This window comes from Microthrixaceae bacterium, from assembly GCA_016702505.1.
Taxonomy (GTDB): domain Bacteria; phylum Actinomycetota; class Acidimicrobiia; order Acidimicrobiales; family Iamiaceae; genus Aquihabitans.
The window spans coordinates 175,769-192,367 of the sequence record JADJDU010000004.1 but is presented as its reverse complement, the minus strand read 5'-3'; the positions used below and the strand labels follow the sequence as shown (position 1 = coordinate 192,367).

At 67.5% G+C, this 16,599-nt stretch carries 26 protein-coding genes, 1 tRNA gene and 1 pseudogene; 21 read left to right on the top strand and 7 right to left on the bottom strand.

The window, feature by feature from the left end:
• Window positions 1-153 precede the first annotated feature (153 nt).
• From IPG97_07100 to IPG97_07060, 9 genes and pseudogenes are all read left to right on the top strand, one after another.
• Window positions 154-393: a hypothetical protein gene (locus IPG97_07100; GenBank protein MBK6856312.1), complete on the top strand. Its 240-nt coding sequence runs from the start codon at window positions 154-156 to the stop codon at window positions 391-393.
• A 129-nt stretch (window positions 394-522) separates the two neighbouring features.
• Window positions 523-828 carry a hypothetical protein gene (locus IPG97_07095; GenBank protein ID MBK6856311.1) on the top strand — a complete coding sequence of 102 codons (306 nt, stop codon included), beginning with the start codon at window positions 523-525 and terminating at the stop codon, window positions 826-828.
• Window positions 812-1,180: a hypothetical protein gene (locus IPG97_07090; GenBank protein ID MBK6856310.1), complete on the top strand. Its 369-nt coding sequence runs from the start codon at window positions 812-814 to the stop codon at window positions 1,178-1,180. The genes IPG97_07095 and IPG97_07090 overlap by 17 nt, the downstream gene beginning before the upstream one ends.
• Window positions 1,177-1,461, top strand: a complete 285-nt coding sequence (locus IPG97_07085; GenBank protein ID MBK6856309.1) for a hypothetical protein — start codon at window positions 1,177-1,179, stop codon at window positions 1,459-1,461. Before IPG97_07090 ends, IPG97_07085 begins: the two co-directional genes overlap by 4 nt.
• Window positions 1,458-1,700, top strand: coding sequence for a hypothetical protein (locus IPG97_07080; GenBank protein MBK6856308.1), 243 nt, complete (start codon window positions 1,458-1,460; stop codon window positions 1,698-1,700). The genes IPG97_07085 and IPG97_07080 overlap by 4 nt, the downstream gene beginning before the upstream one ends.
• Window positions 1,701-1,736: 36 nt before the next feature.
• Window positions 1,737-3,076: pseudogene (locus IPG97_07075) on the top strand (beta-glucosidase).
• Window positions 3,077-3,118: 42 nt separating this feature from the next.
• The gene (locus IPG97_07070) at window positions 3,119-3,649 is read left to right on the top strand and encodes an aldo/keto reductase (protein MBK6856307.1); all 531 of its coding nucleotides are present in this window, start codon (window positions 3,119-3,121) and stop codon (window positions 3,647-3,649) included.
• On the top strand, window positions 3,612-3,875 hold the full coding sequence (locus IPG97_07065) for a hypothetical protein (protein ID MBK6856306.1): 264 nt from the start codon (window positions 3,612-3,614) through the stop codon (window positions 3,873-3,875). Before IPG97_07070 ends, IPG97_07065 begins: the two co-directional genes overlap by 38 nt.
• 42 nt (window positions 3,876-3,917) lie before the next feature.
• Complete coding sequence (locus tag IPG97_07060; protein ID MBK6856305.1) at window positions 3,918-4,112, top strand: aldo/keto reductase; 195 nt, start codon at window positions 3,918-3,920, stop codon at window positions 4,110-4,112.
• 88 nt (window positions 4,113-4,200) lie between these two features.
• On the opposite strand, the gene IPG97_07055 is transcribed toward IPG97_07060, so the two are convergent.
• Complete coding sequence (locus IPG97_07055; protein MBK6856304.1) at window positions 4,201-4,362, bottom strand: hypothetical protein; 162 nt, start codon at window positions 4,360-4,362, stop codon at window positions 4,201-4,203.
• 259 nt (window positions 4,363-4,621) lie between these two features.
• Window positions 4,622-4,957: a hypothetical protein gene (locus tag IPG97_07050; protein MBK6856303.1), complete on the bottom strand. Its 336-nt coding sequence runs from the start codon at window positions 4,955-4,957 to the stop codon at window positions 4,622-4,624.
• 171 nt (window positions 4,958-5,128) lie between these two features.
• On the opposite strand from IPG97_07050, the gene IPG97_07045 reads away from it, so the two are divergent.
• The 3 genes from IPG97_07045 to IPG97_07035 are packed head-to-tail and all read left to right on the top strand — an operon-like array spanning window position 5,129 to window position 6,339.
• A complete protein-coding gene (locus IPG97_07045) occupies window positions 5,129-5,875 on the top strand; it encodes an SDR family NAD(P)-dependent oxidoreductase (GenBank protein MBK6856302.1) in 747 nt (248 codons plus the stop codon).
• A gap of 3 nt (window positions 5,876-5,878) precedes the next feature.
• On the top strand, window positions 5,879-6,145 hold the full coding sequence (locus tag IPG97_07040) for a hypothetical protein (protein MBK6856301.1): 267 nt from the start codon (window positions 5,879-5,881) through the stop codon (window positions 6,143-6,145).
• A 26-nt stretch (window positions 6,146-6,171) separates the two neighbouring features.
• A complete protein-coding gene (locus IPG97_07035; protein MBK6856300.1) occupies window positions 6,172-6,339 on the top strand; it encodes a hypothetical protein in 168 nt (55 codons plus the stop codon).
• Between the two features lie 46 nt (window positions 6,340-6,385).
• On the opposite strand, the gene IPG97_07030 is transcribed toward IPG97_07035, so the two are convergent.
• The 4 genes from IPG97_07030 to IPG97_07015 form a co-directional block, all read right to left on the bottom strand.
• Window positions 6,386-6,823, bottom strand: coding sequence for a hypothetical protein (locus IPG97_07030; GenBank protein MBK6856299.1), 438 nt, complete (start codon window positions 6,821-6,823; stop codon window positions 6,386-6,388).
• Between the two features lie 210 nt (window positions 6,824-7,033).
• Window positions 7,034-7,264, bottom strand: a complete 231-nt coding sequence (locus IPG97_07025; protein MBK6856298.1) for a PIN domain-containing protein — start codon at window positions 7,262-7,264, stop codon at window positions 7,034-7,036.
• Window positions 7,261-7,440 carry a hypothetical protein gene (locus IPG97_07020; GenBank protein MBK6856297.1) on the bottom strand — a complete coding sequence of 60 codons (180 nt, stop codon included), beginning with the start codon at window positions 7,438-7,440 and terminating at the stop codon, window positions 7,261-7,263. The genes IPG97_07025 and IPG97_07020 overlap by 4 nt, the downstream gene beginning before the upstream one ends.
• Window positions 7,437-7,664, bottom strand: coding sequence for a type II toxin-antitoxin system VapB family antitoxin (locus IPG97_07015; GenBank protein ID MBK6856296.1), 228 nt, complete (start codon window positions 7,662-7,664; stop codon window positions 7,437-7,439). The genes IPG97_07020 and IPG97_07015 overlap by 4 nt, the downstream gene beginning before the upstream one ends.
• Window positions 7,665-8,174: 510 nt before the next feature.
• Here IPG97_07015 and IPG97_07010 point away from each other — a divergent pair.
• The 3 genes from IPG97_07010 (at window position 8,175) to IPG97_07000 (ending at window position 9,655) form a co-directional block, all read left to right on the top strand.
• Complete coding sequence (locus IPG97_07010) at window positions 8,175-8,387, top strand: hypothetical protein (GenBank protein MBK6856295.1); 213 nt, start codon at window positions 8,175-8,177, stop codon at window positions 8,385-8,387.
• 150 nt (window positions 8,388-8,537) lie between these two features.
• Window positions 8,538-9,200 (top strand): DUF222 domain-containing protein, encoded by a 663-nt coding sequence (locus IPG97_07005; protein ID MBK6856294.1) that lies wholly within the window; start codon window positions 8,538-8,540, stop codon window positions 9,198-9,200.
• Between the two features lie 248 nt (window positions 9,201-9,448).
• Window positions 9,449-9,655, top strand: coding sequence for a hypothetical protein (locus tag IPG97_07000; GenBank protein ID MBK6856293.1), 207 nt, complete (start codon window positions 9,449-9,451; stop codon window positions 9,653-9,655).
• Between the two features lie 155 nt (window positions 9,656-9,810).
• Here the strand turns inward: IPG97_07000 and IPG97_06995 are convergent.
• Window positions 9,811-9,894, bottom strand: a tRNA-Leu gene (locus tag IPG97_06995).
• Between the two features lie 77 nt (window positions 9,895-9,971).
• Here IPG97_06995 and IPG97_06990 point away from each other — a divergent pair.
• Genes IPG97_06990 through IPG97_06965 form a run of 6 tightly spaced genes read left to right on the top strand, consistent with a single transcriptional unit; the run spans window position 9,972 to window position 16,546 of the window.
• Complete coding sequence (locus tag IPG97_06990) at window positions 9,972-10,616, top strand: FHA domain-containing protein (GenBank protein ID MBK6856292.1); 645 nt, start codon at window positions 9,972-9,974, stop codon at window positions 10,614-10,616.
• A 50-nt stretch (window positions 10,617-10,666) separates the two neighbouring features.
• Window positions 10,667-11,206 carry an FHA domain-containing protein gene (locus IPG97_06985; protein MBK6856291.1) on the top strand — a complete coding sequence of 180 codons (540 nt, stop codon included), beginning with the start codon at window positions 10,667-10,669 and terminating at the stop codon, window positions 11,204-11,206.
• Window positions 11,203-12,663: a Stp1/IreP family PP2C-type Ser/Thr phosphatase gene (locus IPG97_06980; protein MBK6856290.1), complete on the top strand. Its 1,461-nt coding sequence runs from the start codon at window positions 11,203-11,205 to the stop codon at window positions 12,661-12,663. Before IPG97_06985 ends, IPG97_06980 begins: the two co-directional genes overlap by 4 nt.
• Window positions 12,664-12,688: 25 nt before the next feature.
• The gene (locus IPG97_06975; GenBank protein MBK6856289.1) at window positions 12,689-14,035 is read left to right on the top strand and encodes an FtsW/RodA/SpoVE family cell cycle protein; all 1,347 of its coding nucleotides are present in this window, start codon (window positions 12,689-12,691) and stop codon (window positions 14,033-14,035) included.
• A complete protein-coding gene (locus IPG97_06970) occupies window positions 14,035-15,555 on the top strand; it encodes a penicillin-binding protein 2 (protein ID MBK6856288.1) in 1,521 nt (506 codons plus the stop codon). Before IPG97_06975 ends, IPG97_06970 begins: the two co-directional genes overlap by 1 nt.
• 58 nt (window positions 15,556-15,613) lie before the next feature.
• On the top strand, window positions 15,614-16,546 hold the full coding sequence (locus tag IPG97_06965; GenBank protein MBK6856287.1) for a rhomboid family intramembrane serine protease: 933 nt from the start codon (window positions 15,614-15,616) through the stop codon (window positions 16,544-16,546).
• The last annotated feature ends 53 nt before the right edge of the window (window positions 16,547-16,599 follow it).

Sequence of the window (16,599 nt, the reverse complement as noted above, 5' to 3'; positions counted from 1 at the left end):
GACCGGCGGCGCCACCCGTCCCACCGTGAAGGTCTCCGAAGCGGAGCGGGCACCGGTGAGAACTCAGACACCGCCCAGGCCACCATGGGCGTTACCTGAAACCTTCCCGGTGGCCAGAGGTGGACGTATGACACCTTCTGACCCTGGTCGAGGATGCCCAGGCTCGGGGCGGGGATCGTGAATGGCGGGTGTCGCTCAGCGTCGACCGGCTGTTTCCGGCCGAGGCCGATGGCGGTGTGGTCTCGGCTGGTCTGGTGCCGGTCGGTCGAGGACGCATCCTCGACACCACCGGCCGGCCGCTGGGTGGCTGGCGGCGGCACCGTGACCATCGGCATCCGCAAGAGCTGCGCCATCGACCCCGAGGCCACGGCGTTCGCACCGCGGCCAGCCTGACCGGGTGGACGCCGAGGACCCGGTGGCCCGGAGTCGCTGCGCCGGGCCCGATGAGTTCGTGGAGGTCGCCACCCTCGACCGTCCCGCCTACGACCTGATCCGCTTCCAGATCCACCCCCGCCCGGCACCGTGTTCACCGAACAGGCTGCCGAGACGGACCTACCCGCCGGCTACGCCAAAGGTGTCCTGGGAACCGTTGGTCCGGCCACCGCCGAGATCGCGGCGGCGTCGCAAGGCAAGGTGGTCGAAGGGATCCCACCGGGCTGTCGGGTGCAACTGGCCCGCAACGCTCAGCTCGCCGGTGAGCCCGGCATGCGGATCGAGGCCGTCAGCACCGACGCTGCCGCCGCCGTCACCACCTTGGAGGACTACCCCGGTCGGCCCGGCGCCGACGTGACCGTGACCTTTGGATTCGGCGGTGCAGTTGGCCGCTGATGCCACCCCTGCCGTCTCGAGGCAGCCGGTGGCACTGGTGGCGGTCAGGGTCAGTACCGGTGAGATCTTGGCCGTGGCCAACGGTCCAGCGGGATCGGCTGGCTACAACCGAGCTTTCCTCAACCGCTACCCCCCGGGTTCCACGTTCAAGGTGGTGTCGGCCCTCACCTACCTGGAGGCCGGTCTGAGCCCCGATGACACCGTGTCTTGCCCGGCCACGGTGGTGGCGGGCAAGCGGTTCAAGAATGCGGGTGGGTTCGCGCTAGGTGACGTCCCTTCCGGCGGGCGTTCGCCCGTTCCTGCAACACCACGATCGTGGCCCGCTCCGACACGGTTAGCTCCCAGCAGTTGACCGACAACGCCCGCCTCCTCGGGTTCCGGGACCTCGATGCCGAGCTGGGCATGGACGTGTTCGGAACCGAGGTGCCGGTCACCGACAACGAGACCATGCATGCTGCCAACACCATCGGTCAGGGCAAGGTCGAGGCCAGCGCCTTGACTGTGGCTCTCATGGCTGGATCGGTGGCCAACGGTTCGTCGTTGCTGCCCCGCCTGTTCGTCGACCTGGCGCGCCGGCCCCGGTGTTGGGCCCGGCCCTCGCCCAGCGGTGCGGTAACGGCCCTCGGGAGATGATGCGAGACGTCGTCACCGACGGAACCGGTTCGGCGCTTCAGGGCGTGGCCGGTGGTCCCGTGCACGCCAAGACCGGGACCGCCGAGTTCGGTACCGACGATCCGCCCCGGTCCCACGCCTGGATCACCGGCTGGCAGGGAGACGTCGCCTTTGCGGTCGTGGTGGAGGACGGTGGTGGTGGCGGTGCCGTTGCTGGCCCCGTCGCGGCCCGGTTCCTGAACGCTCTCGCGGGGGCCTGACGGCGGGCCTCGCTCGGCTGGGCCATCATTGCGGCCATGACAAGCGTGACCCGTTCCGACTTCGGCCCCGATTTCACCTGGGGTGTAGCCCACGCCTCCTATCAGGTGGAGGGCGCCAAGGACGCCGACGGCAAGAGCCCGTCGATCTGGGACACGTTCACCCACAAGCGAGGCAAGATCCGCGACGGCTCCAACGGAGACGTGGCCTGCGACTACTACCACCGCTTCGAGTCCGATACCGCGTTGGTGGGAGAGCTGGGCTTCGGTGCCCAGCGGTTCTCGATCGGGTGGCCGCGGATCCTGCCCGACGGCACCGGACGGGTGAACCAGGCTGGGCTCGACTTCTACTCCCGTCTGGTCGATCGACGCCAACTTGGAGCGGGGCATCGAACCGTGGGCCACGCTCTACCACTGGGATCTTCCTCAGGTGCTCGAGGATCGGGGTGGTTGGGTCAACCGTGACATCGTGGGCTGGTTCGGCGAGTACGTGGCGACCGTGGTCGACAAGCTGGGGGACCGGGTCACCAACTGGATGCTGTTCAACGAACCGTGCAGCTTCATCCACGGTGGCTACCTGTCGGGCTACCACGCACCGGGTCGACGGGGCCTGCTCAAGGCGCTGGCCGCCACCCACCACGTGAACTTGTGTCAGTCGGTAGGGGCCGAGGCCATCCGGGCGGGGGTGACCAACTCCAACGTGGGCACCACCCATGTGGTCTCGCCCATGCGGACCGCTTCTCAGAGCGACCGGCACCGGCGCGGGGCCGAGGTCATCAATGCCTTCACCAACCGCATCTTCATGGAACCCAATGCCGGGCTCGGCTACCCCGTAGACGTGTCGCCGTTCATCCGGCCGGTCGAGCGCTACATCAAGAACGGTGACGAGTCGGCCATCAAGGTCGACTGGGACTTCATCGGGGTTCAGCATACTGCCGGTTGCTGGTGAAGCCGGTGCCGGTGCCGGGCCTGTGGTGTGCCCTGGCCCAGCAAGGACCATCGCAGCTTCGACGTGTCGGGCATGGGACAAGAGATCCAGGCCGACGGTCTCTACGAGGCCCTTCAGACGGTGAACGACCTCCCCGGTGATCACCGCATGGTGATCACCGAGAACGGTGTGACCGTGCCCGACCGCCTGGTCGACGGCCGGGTTCGTGACGTTCGACGGGTGGCCTTCTACCAGGACCACCTGGCCGAGGTGGCCCGAGCCCGACGCGATGGCCTGCCGGTGGACGGCTACTTCTGCTGGTCGCTGATGGACAACTTCGAATGGGCCGAGGGCTGCACCGCCCGATTCGGTCTGGTCCACACCAACTTCGACACCCTGGAGCGGACGGTCAAGGACAGCGGGGCGCTGGTTCCAGTCGTTCCTCACCGACGACCGCCCCGGCGCTGATCCCCGACTCCCCGATGGTCACGGCGTGACCGGCACCGGAGGGGCTCTGCCTCTGGCCGGGTCCTCGGTGACGATCCCCCGCCTGGGGGTGGGCACGTGGGCTTGGGGGGATCGGTCCACTTGGGGGATGGGCACCTATGACCAGGCCCTCACCGAGGGCACGATCCGTGAGGCCTGGGAGGCCTCGATCGACGCCGGCGCGACCTTCTTCGACACCGCCGAGGTGTACGGCGCGGGTCGCAGTGAGTCGATAATCGGGGAGTTGCTGGCTGCAGACCCGGGCCGGGCCGACAAGGTCCAGATCGCCACCAAGTTCATGCCGTCGCCGTGGAAGCTCGATGTCCGTCGGTCCTTGATGGCGGCCCTACGGGCATCGCTGGATCGGCTCGGTTTGCCGGCTGTGGACCTGTACCAGATCCACGGCCCGGTGAGCCTGCGTGGCCACGCCGCGTTGGCCGATGCGTTGGCCGACGCGCATGGCGCCGGTTTGGTGCGAGCGGTGGGGTGTCCAACATTCGGTGCGCGAGACCCAGGCCATGGCCGCTGCGTTGGCTGAGCGGGCCTGCCCTGGCCACCAACCAGATCGAGTTCTCACTGCTCGCCGCTCCCGGAGACGAGTGGCCTGTTGGCAGCATGTGCCGATCTCGGGTGGTGCCCTCGCCTATTCGCCGATCGGGCAGGGTCGCCTCACCGGCAAGTACAACGCCCACAATCGTCCGCAGGGGCGGCGCAACTTCTCTGACCATCCCATGGAGGTGGTCGACGACGTTGTGGCCGCGTGACGACGAGTCGGAGAGGCCCACGACGGCAAGACCCCCAGTCAGGTGGCGCTGAACTGGATCATGGCCAAGGGGGCGGTTCCGATCCCTGGAGCCAAGAACCAGGCTCAAGCCATTGAGAACGCTGGGGCACTGGGGTGGGATCTGACCGCCGAGGAACTGGCCGAACTGGACCGTGCCGCGCTGGTCCGGGTTGGGGGAATCGCCGGCCTCAAGACCCGGCTCTGGCAACACGGCTGACCTGCCCGATGACGCGCCCGGGGGCGGGGGCTAGATCTGATGCGATCGTGGCCCCCGCCCCCGGGACGGAACCTGGTGGTGGCTGAGGTCAGCCCGCCGCAGTAGTCGAGGTGGTGGTGTCCTCGCCCATGCCGTCGGTTTCGCCGCCCATGCCTTCACCCATGCCCATGAAGGCGCAGCCCATGATCCCACCCATGATCTCTTCCATCTCCGGGTTGGTCTCCATGCCCTCGTCGCCTTCCATGAACATGCTGACCAGAGCTTGCGGAGGTTCTCCTCGGTGAGGACGGTCTCCATGCACGCCTTCTGACCGGCGGTCATCTCCTCCTCGAGAGACATTGATTCCAGCATCATCTCGTGCATGTCGATGCCGCACTTCTCGAAGTTGTCGAACATCTCGTTGGCCTTGTCCTCGGAGAGCTTCACCTCGGAGAAGTCCATCGAGTTGTCCGAGACGAAGTCCTCGGGCTTGATGCCAGCGGCCTGAAGGGTGTCGACGCCGATGGTGTTCACGGTGCGGGCCGCGAAGCACTCGGTCTGCTCGTCTGACAGCGGGAAGTCCTTTCGCCCTTCATGGACTCGGTCATGGCATCGACGTAGGCCCGGGCGTCAGCGGAGACCTCGACGTCGCCGCCGTCGTCTTCCTTCTCGGTGGTGGTGGTCTCGTCGCCTTCACCTTCACCTTCACCTTCGGTGGTGGCGGTGTCTTCGCCGCCGCTCTCACCCTTGGTGGTGGTGGTCTTGTCTGAGGCCTTGTCGTCTCCCCCGGAGCTGCACGCCCCCAGAGCCATGGTGGTGACCATGGCGAGGGCGAGCAGGAGGCTGACTGGTCGGCTGGTTCTCATGAACGTTCCCTTCGGTGTGGGTCACCGACTCTCCCGCCGGCGATCCCCGAAATAATGCCTCATCGGAGCCTCCGGACTGGCCGCGGTGGCAGGTGGGGTCGGATCGGTCTCGGTGACACCGTCGTCTGCGGCCACCCTAGGTTGCCGACCATGGAGATCAACGGATCCACGATTCTCGTTACCGGTGCCAGTGGCGGCTTGGGCGCTGCCATGTGTCGTGAGCTGGCCCGGCTCGGGGCCCACCTGGTCGTCACTGCTCGGCGTGAGGCGCTGTTGGCCGACTTGGCGAGTGACACCGGGGCCGAGGTGCTGGTGGCGGACCTGACCGATCGGGACGACGTGGTGAGGGTGGCTGATCGGGCCGCCACCTGCGATGTGTTGGTGGCCAACGCCGGCGTGGGCAACGATCCGGCTCTCGATCACCTCAGCGATGACTCCATCGACTTCTCGATCGACGTGAACCTGCGGGCGCCGATCGTGTTGTCGACCCGGTTCGCCCGTGATCACGTACAAGCTGGCAATCCGGGTCAGATCGTGCTGGTCGGATCGTTGTCGGGGTTGGCTGCCAGCCCTGGAACTCGCATGTACAACGCCACCAAGTTCGGGCTCCGTGGATTCGCCCTGTCGTTCCGCCAAGAACTGGAGGGAACCGGGGTCGGCTGTACCCATGTGGCGCCGGGGTTCATCCGCGACGCCGGCATGTTCGCCAACGGCGGTATCGATCTACCTCCGGGGGTGCGCACCAAGTCTCCCGGCGATGTGGCGGCCGCGGTGGTGAAGGCCATCACCTCCAACCCGATGGAGCTCTACGTGTCTCCCCCCGAGTTGCGGGCGGTCTCGACCTTGGCCACGGTGGCGCCGGCGTTGAGCGCCTTCGTCCAGCGCAAGCTGAACGTGTCGGACCGTGTGGAACGGTGAGCGGTGGCCACCCAGATCGCTCCACCTGAACTGGCCCGCCTAGTCGACCTGTCCGAATGGCCGCGGGCTCAGGGCTGGAGCCTCCGGGCGGCCCTGGTGCGCTACGCCCAACCCCAACCGGTGCGGGCCGCGGCGATCTTGGAGGTTGTGCGTCGAGTGGATGCCGCCCTGGCGGGCCAGCGCCGATCGTTGGAGAAGGACGGACCCGCGGTGTGGGCGGCGGTGGTGGGCGGAGACACGGCCCCTCTTCCGGCGCTGCTGGGGCCGTAGTTCCGATCGACCGTCTGGCCGACGTCATGACCCGATGGGCTCCCGATCGCGCTGGTGAACGCCCCGACGCCGATGTGGACGCGGCGGTGGCCGAGGTGTCGGCCACGCTGGATCTTTTGGGCGTACCGAGAGAGGAACGGACCGGGCCTCCCCGGGCGGCCCGTGGTGCTTCTCGCCGGTCGGGCCCCGAATGACCACCGCAAATGGATGGTCTCGGGGTAGAGGCTCGGGATCGTGATTTCAGGTGGGGTGTCGCCGAGTGTCGACGTGACCACCTCGATGACCTGGTTTTCGGTGAGCGGGGTGGTCCCACACGTCGACCCCGACGTTGATCATGTGGCCGTTGGTACGCCAGCGGGAATGGACGTGACCGTGCAGCAGTACCCGGCCCTGGTCGACGGGGCGCCAGTCGAGGTAGCGGTCCTGGTCTCCGGAGTCACCCTGGTAGGGGAAATGGTCGACGCCGACCACGGTGCCGTCGGCCAGTTCGATGGTGGCTGGTGCGTCGATGATCCGGTCGACCCCGGCGTCAAGGTATCGGTCGAACCAGTCGCCGCGGTGGGGGTTGCCCAGCCAGGCCCGGTCATGGTTTCCAGGCACCAGAACGATCCGTCCCTGGAGCTCGCCGATGAGGCCAAGGGTGGTGTCGAGCTTGCCCATGACGATGTCGCCGAGCACCCCACACCTCGTCGTCGGCGCCGACGGTCCCGTTCCATCGGTCGATGAGGAAGGTGTCGAGCCGAGCCTGGGTGGCGTCGTCGGCGGGACCGTCGAGTGGTTCCACTCCAGCAGCTCGGGCGCGCCCGGCCTCATAGCAGGCGATGTTGCGGTGGCCCAGGTGGAGGTCGGAAGTGAAGAAGCGAGCCATGACATCCTTCTACCGTTCGTTCAGCCTGGGCTCCAGAGGCTGAGAGGAATGTGGCGGCCCGCGTGGGTGAAGTCGGCGTCGTCGGTGAGCAACATGAGGTTGTTGGAGATGCAGATCTGGGCGATCAGTGCGTCGACCGAGTCGAGCTGCACTCCGGCCCGGCGACACGTGAGGCACAAGTTGGAGGCCTCGGCGTAGTCCTCGCGGGTGGGCTCCACGAAGGGGACGTTGTCGAAGTGGTTCCGGATCATTTCCCGTGTGCTTTCCGAGTGAACCCGCGCAACAGCTCCAAGTAGACGATGCCGGTGGTGACGACGTTTCGTTCACCGAGCTGATCGTCCAGTTGGGACACGATGGGATCGCTGTCGTCTATGTCGCTGCGGAGGTAGCGCGACCATGCGCTGGTATCGGCCAGGACTGCGCTCACTCGGTCAAGCCGAGCTTGCGGTCACGAGCACGGCGCGACGCCTTGTAGTCGAAGGTTGGGTCCCAGTCGTCGAACTGGCCGCGTGACGCCCGGATCTTGGGCTGTGCCCTCCGCTGGATGTACTCCTCGAGCGCCTTGGTGACGGTGGCCTTCTTGGTCCTCTCTCCGCCGATCGCCAATGCCCGCTCCAACAGGTCGGGGTCTATTGCCAGGTTCGTAGCCATGGTGTGTACCTCTTTACACACAATCCTACACATGTCCAGGTTGCGGTGCTGAGCGACACGATTGACATCGACGTTCTCCACCAGCGGGAGCCTGGAGGCGGCTGGGCCGGGACATCGAGGACCTCGCCGGTGAGTTCTCCGGGGTACTCGGCCGGCCCGTCGATCTCGTATCTCGCCGCAATCTCAACCGCCGGCTTCGTGACATCGTCATCGCGCAAGCGACCCCGCGCTATGCGAGTGCGATCCCGCATCTGCTCGTCCGGTAGCCAGGTAGCGACCCAGGAAGACGTCGGAGGGTTCGCTCCGCTCGCCACATCGAACGCCCGAGAGCGCGTCCGCGGGCGCGGCGCCTTCGTCGTTGCGCCATCGCCTGGCCTGTTGCTGGAGATCGATCGCGGCCGCACCCACGCGAGTGACCGAACATCCCGGACTGCTGACCTCCGGGCCGGCTTCGTTGTCACTCCGCCTTCTTAGGCTGGTCGAGCGGAGCTCGACCGAGGAGGCGTTGCGATGGCCACGGCGGAGAACAACACGACCAACCGGTTCACCACGGAGCTGGCAGATGTGCCAGCGGAGCGGTTGGAGGCCGAGCTGGTCGATCTGGCTGGGCGGTTGTCGGCGGGCACCTTCGAACTGTTGGTGCTGGTGGGTGAGCTCGATGCCCGGGGGTTGTGGGCCCGCTGGGGTGCCCTGTCGTGCGGCGTGGCTGGCCGAGGTGTGTGACATCGAGGTGTGTACGGCCCGCACCCAGGTCCGGGTAGCCTGAGCCCTACGCACCTACCCGGCCTTGGCGGAGGCCATGGCTAATGGTGACGTCTCCTATGCCAAAGCCAGGGTGCTGGTCCTCACCTCACCGAAACCAACGTTGACGTCTTGTTGCACCTGGCGGTCACCAACCCGGCTGGGCGGCTCGGGGCTGCGATCGCGGCATGGTCCCAACGCAACGAAGACCCCGAAACGATCGCCCGCCGCCAACACGAAGAACGAAGCGTGTCCTGGCGTACCGAACCAGACGGGATGGTGACCATCACCGCCCGTCTCGCCCCCGCAACCGCCGGAGCCGTGTGCGCGGTGATAGACGCCCACGTCACCCGGTCCGCCGCGCCCGCGGGCGCGTCACTGCCCCAACAACGCGCCGACGCACTGGCCGAGATCGCCACCAACGGCGGCAGCAACGTCGACGTCGAGGTGGTGATCCACGTTCGAGGAGACGCCACCACCCTGGCCGACGGCACCCCCATCAACGACCACGTCGTAGCCCGACTGTTGCCTCAGGCGTTCGTTTCGTTGCTGCTGGTCGACACCAACCGCCAACCGATCGATGCCAGCCCCCGCCGCCGCACCCCGACCCGCCGCCAGAAACGGGTCATCGACGAAACGAACCCAGAGTGCGGCCACCCCGGCTGTAGGGCCCGGACCTTCCTCCAATACGACCACAGTCCAGCCCTACGCCCAAGGCGGCCCCACCGTCGTCGCCACCCTCCAACGCCTCTGCGGCCCCCACAACCGAGCCCGAATCGGCCCCACAGTGCATGACGAAGCCGCCGAGTTCGTCTCCGACCTCATCCTGTATCCAGAGCTGTAAGCCATCGTCTTCGTACCCGTCGGACCTACGCGTCCGTCCCGGTCGCTGTGCTCATCGACGGTGGGTACCCGGTGTTGGCCACGTTCACCGCGCCCCATGTGAGCGTCGTGCTACCGGCGTACGATGAAGAGAGTGTTCGTGCGTTGGTCGACCTCCTCGGACCGGAGCACGTCAACCCGCACTATCTGAGGACACTCTGATGGCCATACGAATCACGCTCCCCGCCGATGTTCACCAAATCGACGCGACCGGCTACGTGTGGACGTTCCTCGATGAGGCCGGCGCCCCCGACCGCATCACTGTCGGCAGCGTCGTCGTCGCCGGCGACAGCGACGACCCGTTCCTCGGCTGCGTGATCGACATCGTCCGCGCAGCTCAGGCCGCGAGATCGTCCACCTCGACGTGATCGGCGTTCCCGACCAGGTCATCGACGAGCTCCGCCACGCCAACCTCCTCCCGGCCTAACCAGGCTGGCGGACCTCAAGACAGATCCGTGACCACAATCGACATCACGGTCTCTCCAGACAGCACAGAACCCCCTGCTGAGCAGGGGGTTCAGAGTGGGCGAGGGGGGACTTGAACCCCCACGTCCTTTCGGACACTGGAACCTGAATCCAGCGCGTCTGCCAATTCCGCCACTCGCCCGAGTAGCGGGGTGAACTTAGCGCAACCTGGGGAGACTGGCTCCCATCGGTAACCTCTCGGCGTGGCACCTGGAGGGCTTGGAACGGCGACTGGAACGGATGGTCGAGGGCACCTTCGCCCGGATCTTCCGAAGCGGCATCCGACCCGTGGAACTGGGCCGGCGGCTGGTTCGAGAGATGGACGACAACCGTTCGGTCGACGTGAGGGGTCGGACCGTGGTGCCCAACCAGTTCACCGTCGAGCTGTCCGAGGCCGACACCGAACGCTTCGCCGAGGTGGCGTCTTCGCTGGAGCGTGAGCTGGCCGAGGCGGTGCGTGAACACGCCCGAGACGAGGGCTACGTGTTCATGGGCCCGGTGTCGGTCCACCTAGTGGTCTCGGACCGTCAACGGACCGGGGCGTTCCAGATCGTGGGTCGCATGCGAGAAGGCGCCGGTGGGGTGGGGGCGGGTTCGCTGATCCTGCCCACTGGTGAACGGGTTGGACTCGGAGAGGCGGTGGTCACCGTGGGCCGCCGGCCCGAGAGCACCCTTCAGATGGCTGACCCGAACGTCAGCCGCAACCATGCCGAGGTGAGGCCTCGAGGTAACGGCTGGCTGGTCGTAGACCTGGGCTCCACCAACGGGACCAGGGTGAACGGCACCCGCATCAGTTCCCACGAGCTCACCGACGGTGACGAGATCACATTCGGCAACACACTGGTCCGTTTCGAGGAGTCCTGACCGCACCTGCCCCGGGCGGGGATCGGGAGGCCGGTAGGCTCGCTCGGACCATGGACGAGCAGTTGCTCACCATCCTCAAGCTCTGCCTGCTGGCTCTGCTCTACCTGTTCTTCCTTCGGGTGTTGCGGGCGGTGTGGACCGAGGTTCGCGGCCCCCGGACCGTCGATCGTCGCGCCCGCAAGGGCACAGCCCCGGCGCTGGCGGCGGCCCCAGCCGGTGCAGCCCCGGTGCCGGTCGCCCCACTGCCCACAGCGGCGGCATCGAGGGGATCGCGGCGAGCCGAACGAAAAGCTGACCGTCACAGTGTCACCGGCTTGGCCATCGTGGAACCGGCCAACCTGAGAGGAACGTCGTTCCCCTTGGCTGACGAGATCACGGTGGGACGGGCCGCGGGGTGTCACGTGACCCTCGATGACACGTTCGCCTCCCAGATCCACGCCCGGGTGTTCAACCGGGACGGCCAGATCTACGTTGAGGACCTCGGGTCCACCAACGGCACCTTCCTCAACCGCAACAAGGTCGCTGGCCCCCAGGTCATGCACCGCGGAGACCGACTTCAGGTCGGCAACACCGTTCTGGAGCTCGTGTGACCATCCTCCGATCCGGCAGCGCCACCCACGTGGGCCAGGTCCGTTCCAACAACCAAGACGCCCCCCTCGTGGTCGAGCAGTCCCACCTCTACGGGGTGGCCGACGGCATGGGCGGGCACCAGGGCGGCGAGGTGGCGTCGGCCATGGCCGTGGCCACCGCCACCGAACACACCGGCGAACGGTCCCTGGAGGCGCTCAAGCATGCGGCCCGCATCGCCAACCGAGCCATCTTCGAGAAGGCCGGGAGCGACCCCGACCTTCACGGCATGGGCACCACGTTGGTGGCACTCCAGCTCATCGAAGGCCCCGAGGGCGACGAGATCGCCTGGATCAACGTCGGAGACTCCCGGGTCTACCTGTTGCGTGACGGGGAGCTCCGCCAGCTCAGCCATGACCACAGCCTGGTAGAGGACCTGGTGCGAGACGGGCGGATCACCGCCGAGGAAGCCAAGGTCCACCCTCAGCGCAACATCCTCACCCGGGCATTAGGCATCGACCTGGACGTGGACGTCGACGGGGCGTCGATCCTGCCCCTGGCCGGAGACCGGTTCCTGCTGTGCAGCGACGGGCTCTTCAACGAGGTGTCTCTGGATCAGATGAGCGCGGTGCTGCGCCGCCTGGTCGACCCAGACGAGGCCGCCTCGGAACTGGTGCGCCTGGCCAACGAAGGCGGCGGGCGAGACAACATCACCGTGGTGTTGGTGGACGTCATCGACGACGGGGGCCGGTCGGCAGCCATCGCCGAAGCCCAGGCCGCGGCGATCGCTGCGGCCGAGGCCCGCGCCGCGGCCGAACGAGCCGAAGCCGAAGAAGCGGCCCGGCAGGCCGCGCTGGCCGCCCAGGAGACCGAGCCCGGCCCCAACGCCGTGGTGGTCGAACCCGAACCGGCAGTGGCCTTCGCCGACCGTCGCAGTTCGCTGCCCGACGCTCAAGACGACTACGCCGCGGTGGGCACCGACCTCTACGCCGACCTCGACCGGGTGCGGGCCAAGCGGGTCACGTGGCGGGTCCTGGCCTTCGTGGCCGCCCTGCTCATCGTGGCCGGCGTGGTGGTCGGTGCCCTGTACGTATCCCAGAGCGGCACGTACCACGTGCGGGTCCGGGGCGAGATGGTGAGCGTCTACCGAGGCCAGGAAGGCGGGTTCTTGGGGATCCAGCCAAGCTTCGAGTACGACATGCCCTTCGCCATCGAAGACGTGCCCGAACCATTCCGGAGCCAGTTGATTAGCGGCAAGGAGTTCTCCTCCATCGGAGCCGTCAACCGCTACCAGCTCAACATCCAGTCCGCCATAGACGCCACCAGCACCACCACCACGTCGACCACCACCACCAGCACCACGTCGACGACCAGGCCCGCCACCACCAGCGCCCCGGCGTCCACCGTGCCCGGAGCCACAACCTCACCCGCCGGCAACGCCACCACCACGGCGCCCGGCACAACCCGCCCACCGGGATGACAACGAGGTGAGCCCCACAACGGTGATGGGTCAGACCCGCCGGCGGGCCGAGCTGGGACTGTTGGTATTGGCCGCGCTGGTCACAGGCGGCGCGTACACGTTGGCCAGTCTGGGTACCACCGCGTCGGTCCCGGCCGACATCGGCCCGTTCCTGGGCATCATCTTCGGGCTGTTCGTCACCGCCCACCTGGCCGTCCGTCGCTTCGCCCCCGACGCCGACGGGATGCTCCTGCCGTTGGCCGCCGTGCTCAACGGCATCGGCTACGTGTTCATCGCCCGCCTCGACGCCGAACTTGCCGACAACCAGGCCACCTGGACCGCGGTGGGGATCGTGGCCTTCGTGGCCACCCTGATCGTGGTGCGTCGTGCCCGAGACCTGGAGCGCTACCGCTACACGTTCTTGCTGATCGGCTTGGCGCTGCTGGTGTCGCCGTTGATCCCCGGCATCGGTCGCAACATCCGCGGAGCCCGCATCTGGGTGGCGGTCGGTCCGGTGAGCTTCCAACCCGGAGAGTTCGCCAAGATCGCCTTCGCCCTGTTCTTCGCCTCGTACCTGGTGGAGAAGCGTGAGCTGCTGGGCATGGCCACCTGGCCCCGGTTCCGCCCCGTTCTGCCCGATCTGCGCCACCTCGGGCCGGTGCTGTTCGCCTGGGGCATGGCCATCCTGGTCATGACCGCCCAGAAGGACCTGGGGTCATCCCTGCTGTTCTTCGCCCTGTTCATGGTGATGTTGTGGGTCGCCACTGGCCGGGCCGCCTACCCGCTGGGTGGGGCGTTCATGTTCGGAGCGGCCGCCTACGGGGCGTGGACGCAGTTCAGCCACGTCCAGAACCGGGTGACCCAGTGGATGGATCCGTGGGATGACACCGGCGGCCAGCTCGTCCAGACCTGGTACGCCCTGGCGTGGGGAGGTGTCACCGGTACCGGTATAGGTCTGGGTCGACCCGACAAGATCCCGATCGTCGAGAGCGACTTCATCTTCGCGGCCATCGCCGAGGAACTGGGCTTGTTGGGCGGTGCCGCCATCCTCATCGCCTACCTGTTGATCGTGGGGGCGGGGCTGCGGGTGGCCCAGCAGGCCGAGCACCCCTTCGAGAAGCTGCTGGCCGCCGGGCTCACCGCCCTGATCGGAATGCAGGCGTTCGTGATCTTGGCCGGGGTCATCCGCCTGCTGCCGCTCACCGGTGTGGTCCTGCCGTTCGTGTCCTACGGCGGTTCGGCACTGGTGGCCAACTACATCTTGTTGGCGCTGCTCATCCGGGTATCAGACCAGAGGCCGGCGACCACCCGGGCCGGCCGCAAGGCCAAGGCCGGCGCCGGCGCCAGCACCTCGTCCACTGCCGGCGCCACAACGGCTGGAGCTACGCGGTGATGGACAAACAGATCCGCCGTCTGGGCGCATTCTTGATGTTGTTGTTCTGTGCTCTGTTCGTCCAGCTCAACTACATCCAGGTGTACCGGGCCGACGAGCTCAACACCAGGCCCGGCAACTCCCGTCCCATCGACCAGGCGTTCAACCGACCCCGCGGTCACGTGACCACCGCCGATGGGGTGGTGCTGGCCCGGTCGGTGCCCGTCGATGACCGCTACGAATACCAGCGCGAATTCCCAGAAGGCGACCTGTTCGGTCACATCACCGGCTACCTCAACTACCAGTTCGGAGCCGCCGGGTTGGAGCGGGCCTTCAACACCGAACTGTCGGGGCGTACCGCGGCCCAACAGGTCCGCTCCATCGGAGACCTGTTCGTGGAATCGGACCGGACCGGCAACATCCGCCTCACCATGCGAGCCGACGTCCAGCGGGCCGCCCGGGCCGCGCTGGGCGATCAGCGGGGGACGGTGGTGGCCCTCGACCCCCGCAGCGGTGGCGTCCTGGCCCTGTGGTCCTGGCCGAGCTACGACCCGAACCTGTTGTCCAGCCACGACCTGGTGGCCGCCGGGGCGGTGAAGGCGCTGTACGAGGCGTCACCGGACAAGCCCCTGCTGGCCAAGGCCTACCGCGAGGTCTATCCGCCCGGATCCACCTTCAAGGTGGTCACCGGCTCCACCGGGGTCGAGACCGGCATGGTCACCCCCGACTCCCCGGTGTATCCGACCATCACCTCACTGGACCTGCCCTACACCGACAAGAACCTGCCCAACTTCGGCGGGTCGGCTTGCGGGGGAACGCTGTTTCGGATCTTGGCCAAGTCGTGCAACACGTCGTTCGGTCAGATGGGTCTCGACCTCGGGAGCGCCACGCTGAGAGCCGGAGCCGAAGCCTTCGGGTTCAACGCCGAGCCGCCCTTCGACCTACCGGCGGTGGCGTCGCGCTACCCGACCGACGACTTCGAAGCCGACCGCAACGACCCGGCCCTGGCCCAGAGCGCCATTGGCCAGTACTCGGTGGCGGCCACCCCGTTGCAGATGGCGTTGGTGGCGGCCGCGGTGGCCAACGGTGGAGTGGTCATGGCTCCCCACGTCGTAGACGAGATCCGCGACGGCGAAGCCAACCTGGTCGATCGCAGCGAACCGACCGCGTGGCAGCGGGCCATCAGCACCCAGTCGGCGGCCACGATGATGGATGCCATGCGGGAGGTGGTGCGGGCCGGCAGCGCCACCCGTCTCCAGATCGACGGTCTCGACGTCGGAGCCAAGACCGGGACCGCCCAGACCGGGTCGACCAAGCCGCTCAAGTCCCATGCCTGGGTGATCGCCTGGGCCGGACCTCCCGGCCAGGCCCCCACCGTTGCGGTAGCGGTCCTGGTCGAAGCCCAAGACGGTGTCAGCGAACAGACCGGCGGCCGGGTGGCGGCCCCCATCGCCAAGCAGGTGATCGAGGCGGCTATGGCTCCCATGACCCAAGCCACCCCCACCGACCCCGACGGTGGCACCCCCACCACCGGCGGCTGACCGGGGCGGTGGGGCGCGGCACCTGAGGGGGCGGTGGTGGCAGGTAGCCTCGGCGGCGATGCCCGGCCGTTACGAGTTCTCCCTGCCCGAACGCCCGATGCGAGACGGCTGGTTCCGGGTCGGCACCCTCGACGTCACCACCACCGCCTTGTTGGTGGGACTGGGCGTGGTGTCGATGTTCGTGTACGCCGTAAGCCCGTCGTTCCTGGGCGAGATGGCGTTCCAGACCCAGCTCGTGCGCAACGGGGAGCTCTGGCGCCTGGTCACCTGGCCGCTGGTCAACCCGCCCACCTCGATCTGGGTGGTCCTGACCTTGGCCTTCTTCTGGTTTGTGGGCCACCAGGTCGAGGATCGGGTCGGTCGGGCGCCGTTCACCGTGCTCATCTCGGTGATGACCGTGCTACCGGCCGTGCTCGTGACCCTCATGGGCATCGACCGCTTCGGGGCCACCGCCTTCGGTCTGGGCTTGCTCGGCATCGGTCTGCTGGTGGTGTTCGCCCTCGACAACCCCGGTGCCATGTTCTTCTTCGGCATCCCGGCGTGGGTGCTGGCCGCGGTCTACGTGGCCATCGACGTGCTCAGCCTCACCGGAGACCGGCGCTGGTCCCAGTTGGTGCTGGAGCTGCTGGTGATCGTGGTGGCGGTGTTCGGGAGCCGCCAGCTCGGCCTGCTCGACACGCTCGACTTCATCCCGAGAATCGCCGCGCTCGCCCCCAAGGGATCGGCTTCGCCCTACGGTCACCCCGGTGGTGGCCGGTCGGGCGGATCCAAGCGGGGTCGGGGCAGGGGCAAGGGCCGCAAGGCCAAGGCCGGTGGGGCGGGAACCGTGGTGGCCGGACCATGGGGGGCCGAATCGTCAGGGCCCACCCCTTTGGAGCAGGCCGAGCTCGACGTGTTGTTGGACAAGATCGGCGAGGGCGGGCTCGATTCGCTGAACAAGCTGGAGCGCAAGCGGCTCGACGAGCTCAGCCGCAAGATGCGAGACCGCTGACCCCTCGTACGCCCAACTCGACGTGACCGGTCCACGCTTGTTCCCGTTGGTGT

Bases quoted from the DNA above. Each gene is read 5' to 3' on its own strand.
- IPG97_07100 (MBK6856312.1), top strand. From the start codon at position 154: ATGCCCAGGCTCGGGGCGGGGATCGTGAATGGCGGGTGTCGCTCAGCG.
- IPG97_07080 (MBK6856308.1), top strand. From the start codon at position 1,458: ATGATGCGAGACGTCGTCACCGACGGAACCGGTTCGGCGCTTCAGGGC.
- IPG97_07055 (MBK6856304.1), bottom strand. From the start codon at position 4,362: ATGTTCATGGAAGGCGACGAGGGCATGGAGACCAACCCGGAGATGGAA.
- IPG97_07050 (MBK6856303.1), bottom strand. From the start codon at position 4,957: ATGAGAACCAGCCGACCAGTCAGCCTCCTGCTCGCCCTCGCCATGGTC.
- IPG97_07035 (MBK6856300.1), top strand. From the start codon at position 6,172: ATGACCCGATGGGCTCCCGATCGCGCTGGTGAACGCCCCGACGCCGAT.
- IPG97_07025 (MBK6856298.1), bottom strand. From the start codon at position 7,264: ATGATCCGGAACCACTTCGACAACGTCCCCTTCGTGGAGCCCACCCGC.
- IPG97_07015 (MBK6856296.1), bottom strand. From the start codon at position 7,664: ATGGCTACGAACCTGGCAATAGACCCCGACCTGTTGGAGCGGGCATTG.
- IPG97_07010 (MBK6856295.1), top strand. From the start codon at position 8,175: ATGGCCACGGCGGAGAACAACACGACCAACCGGTTCACCACGGAGCTG.
- IPG97_07000 (MBK6856293.1), top strand. From the start codon at position 9,449: ATGGCCATACGAATCACGCTCCCCGCCGATGTTCACCAAATCGACGCG.
- IPG97_06985 (MBK6856291.1), top strand. From the start codon at position 10,667: ATGGACGAGCAGTTGCTCACCATCCTCAAGCTCTGCCTGCTGGCTCTG.
- IPG97_06975 (MBK6856289.1), top strand. From the start codon at position 12,689: ATGGGTCAGACCCGCCGGCGGGCCGAGCTGGGACTGTTGGTATTGGCC.
- IPG97_06970 (MBK6856288.1), top strand. From the start codon at position 14,035: ATGGACAAACAGATCCGCCGTCTGGGCGCATTCTTGATGTTGTTGTTC.
- IPG97_06965 (MBK6856287.1), top strand. From the start codon at position 15,614: ATGCCCGGCCGTTACGAGTTCTCCCTGCCCGAACGCCCGATGCGAGAC.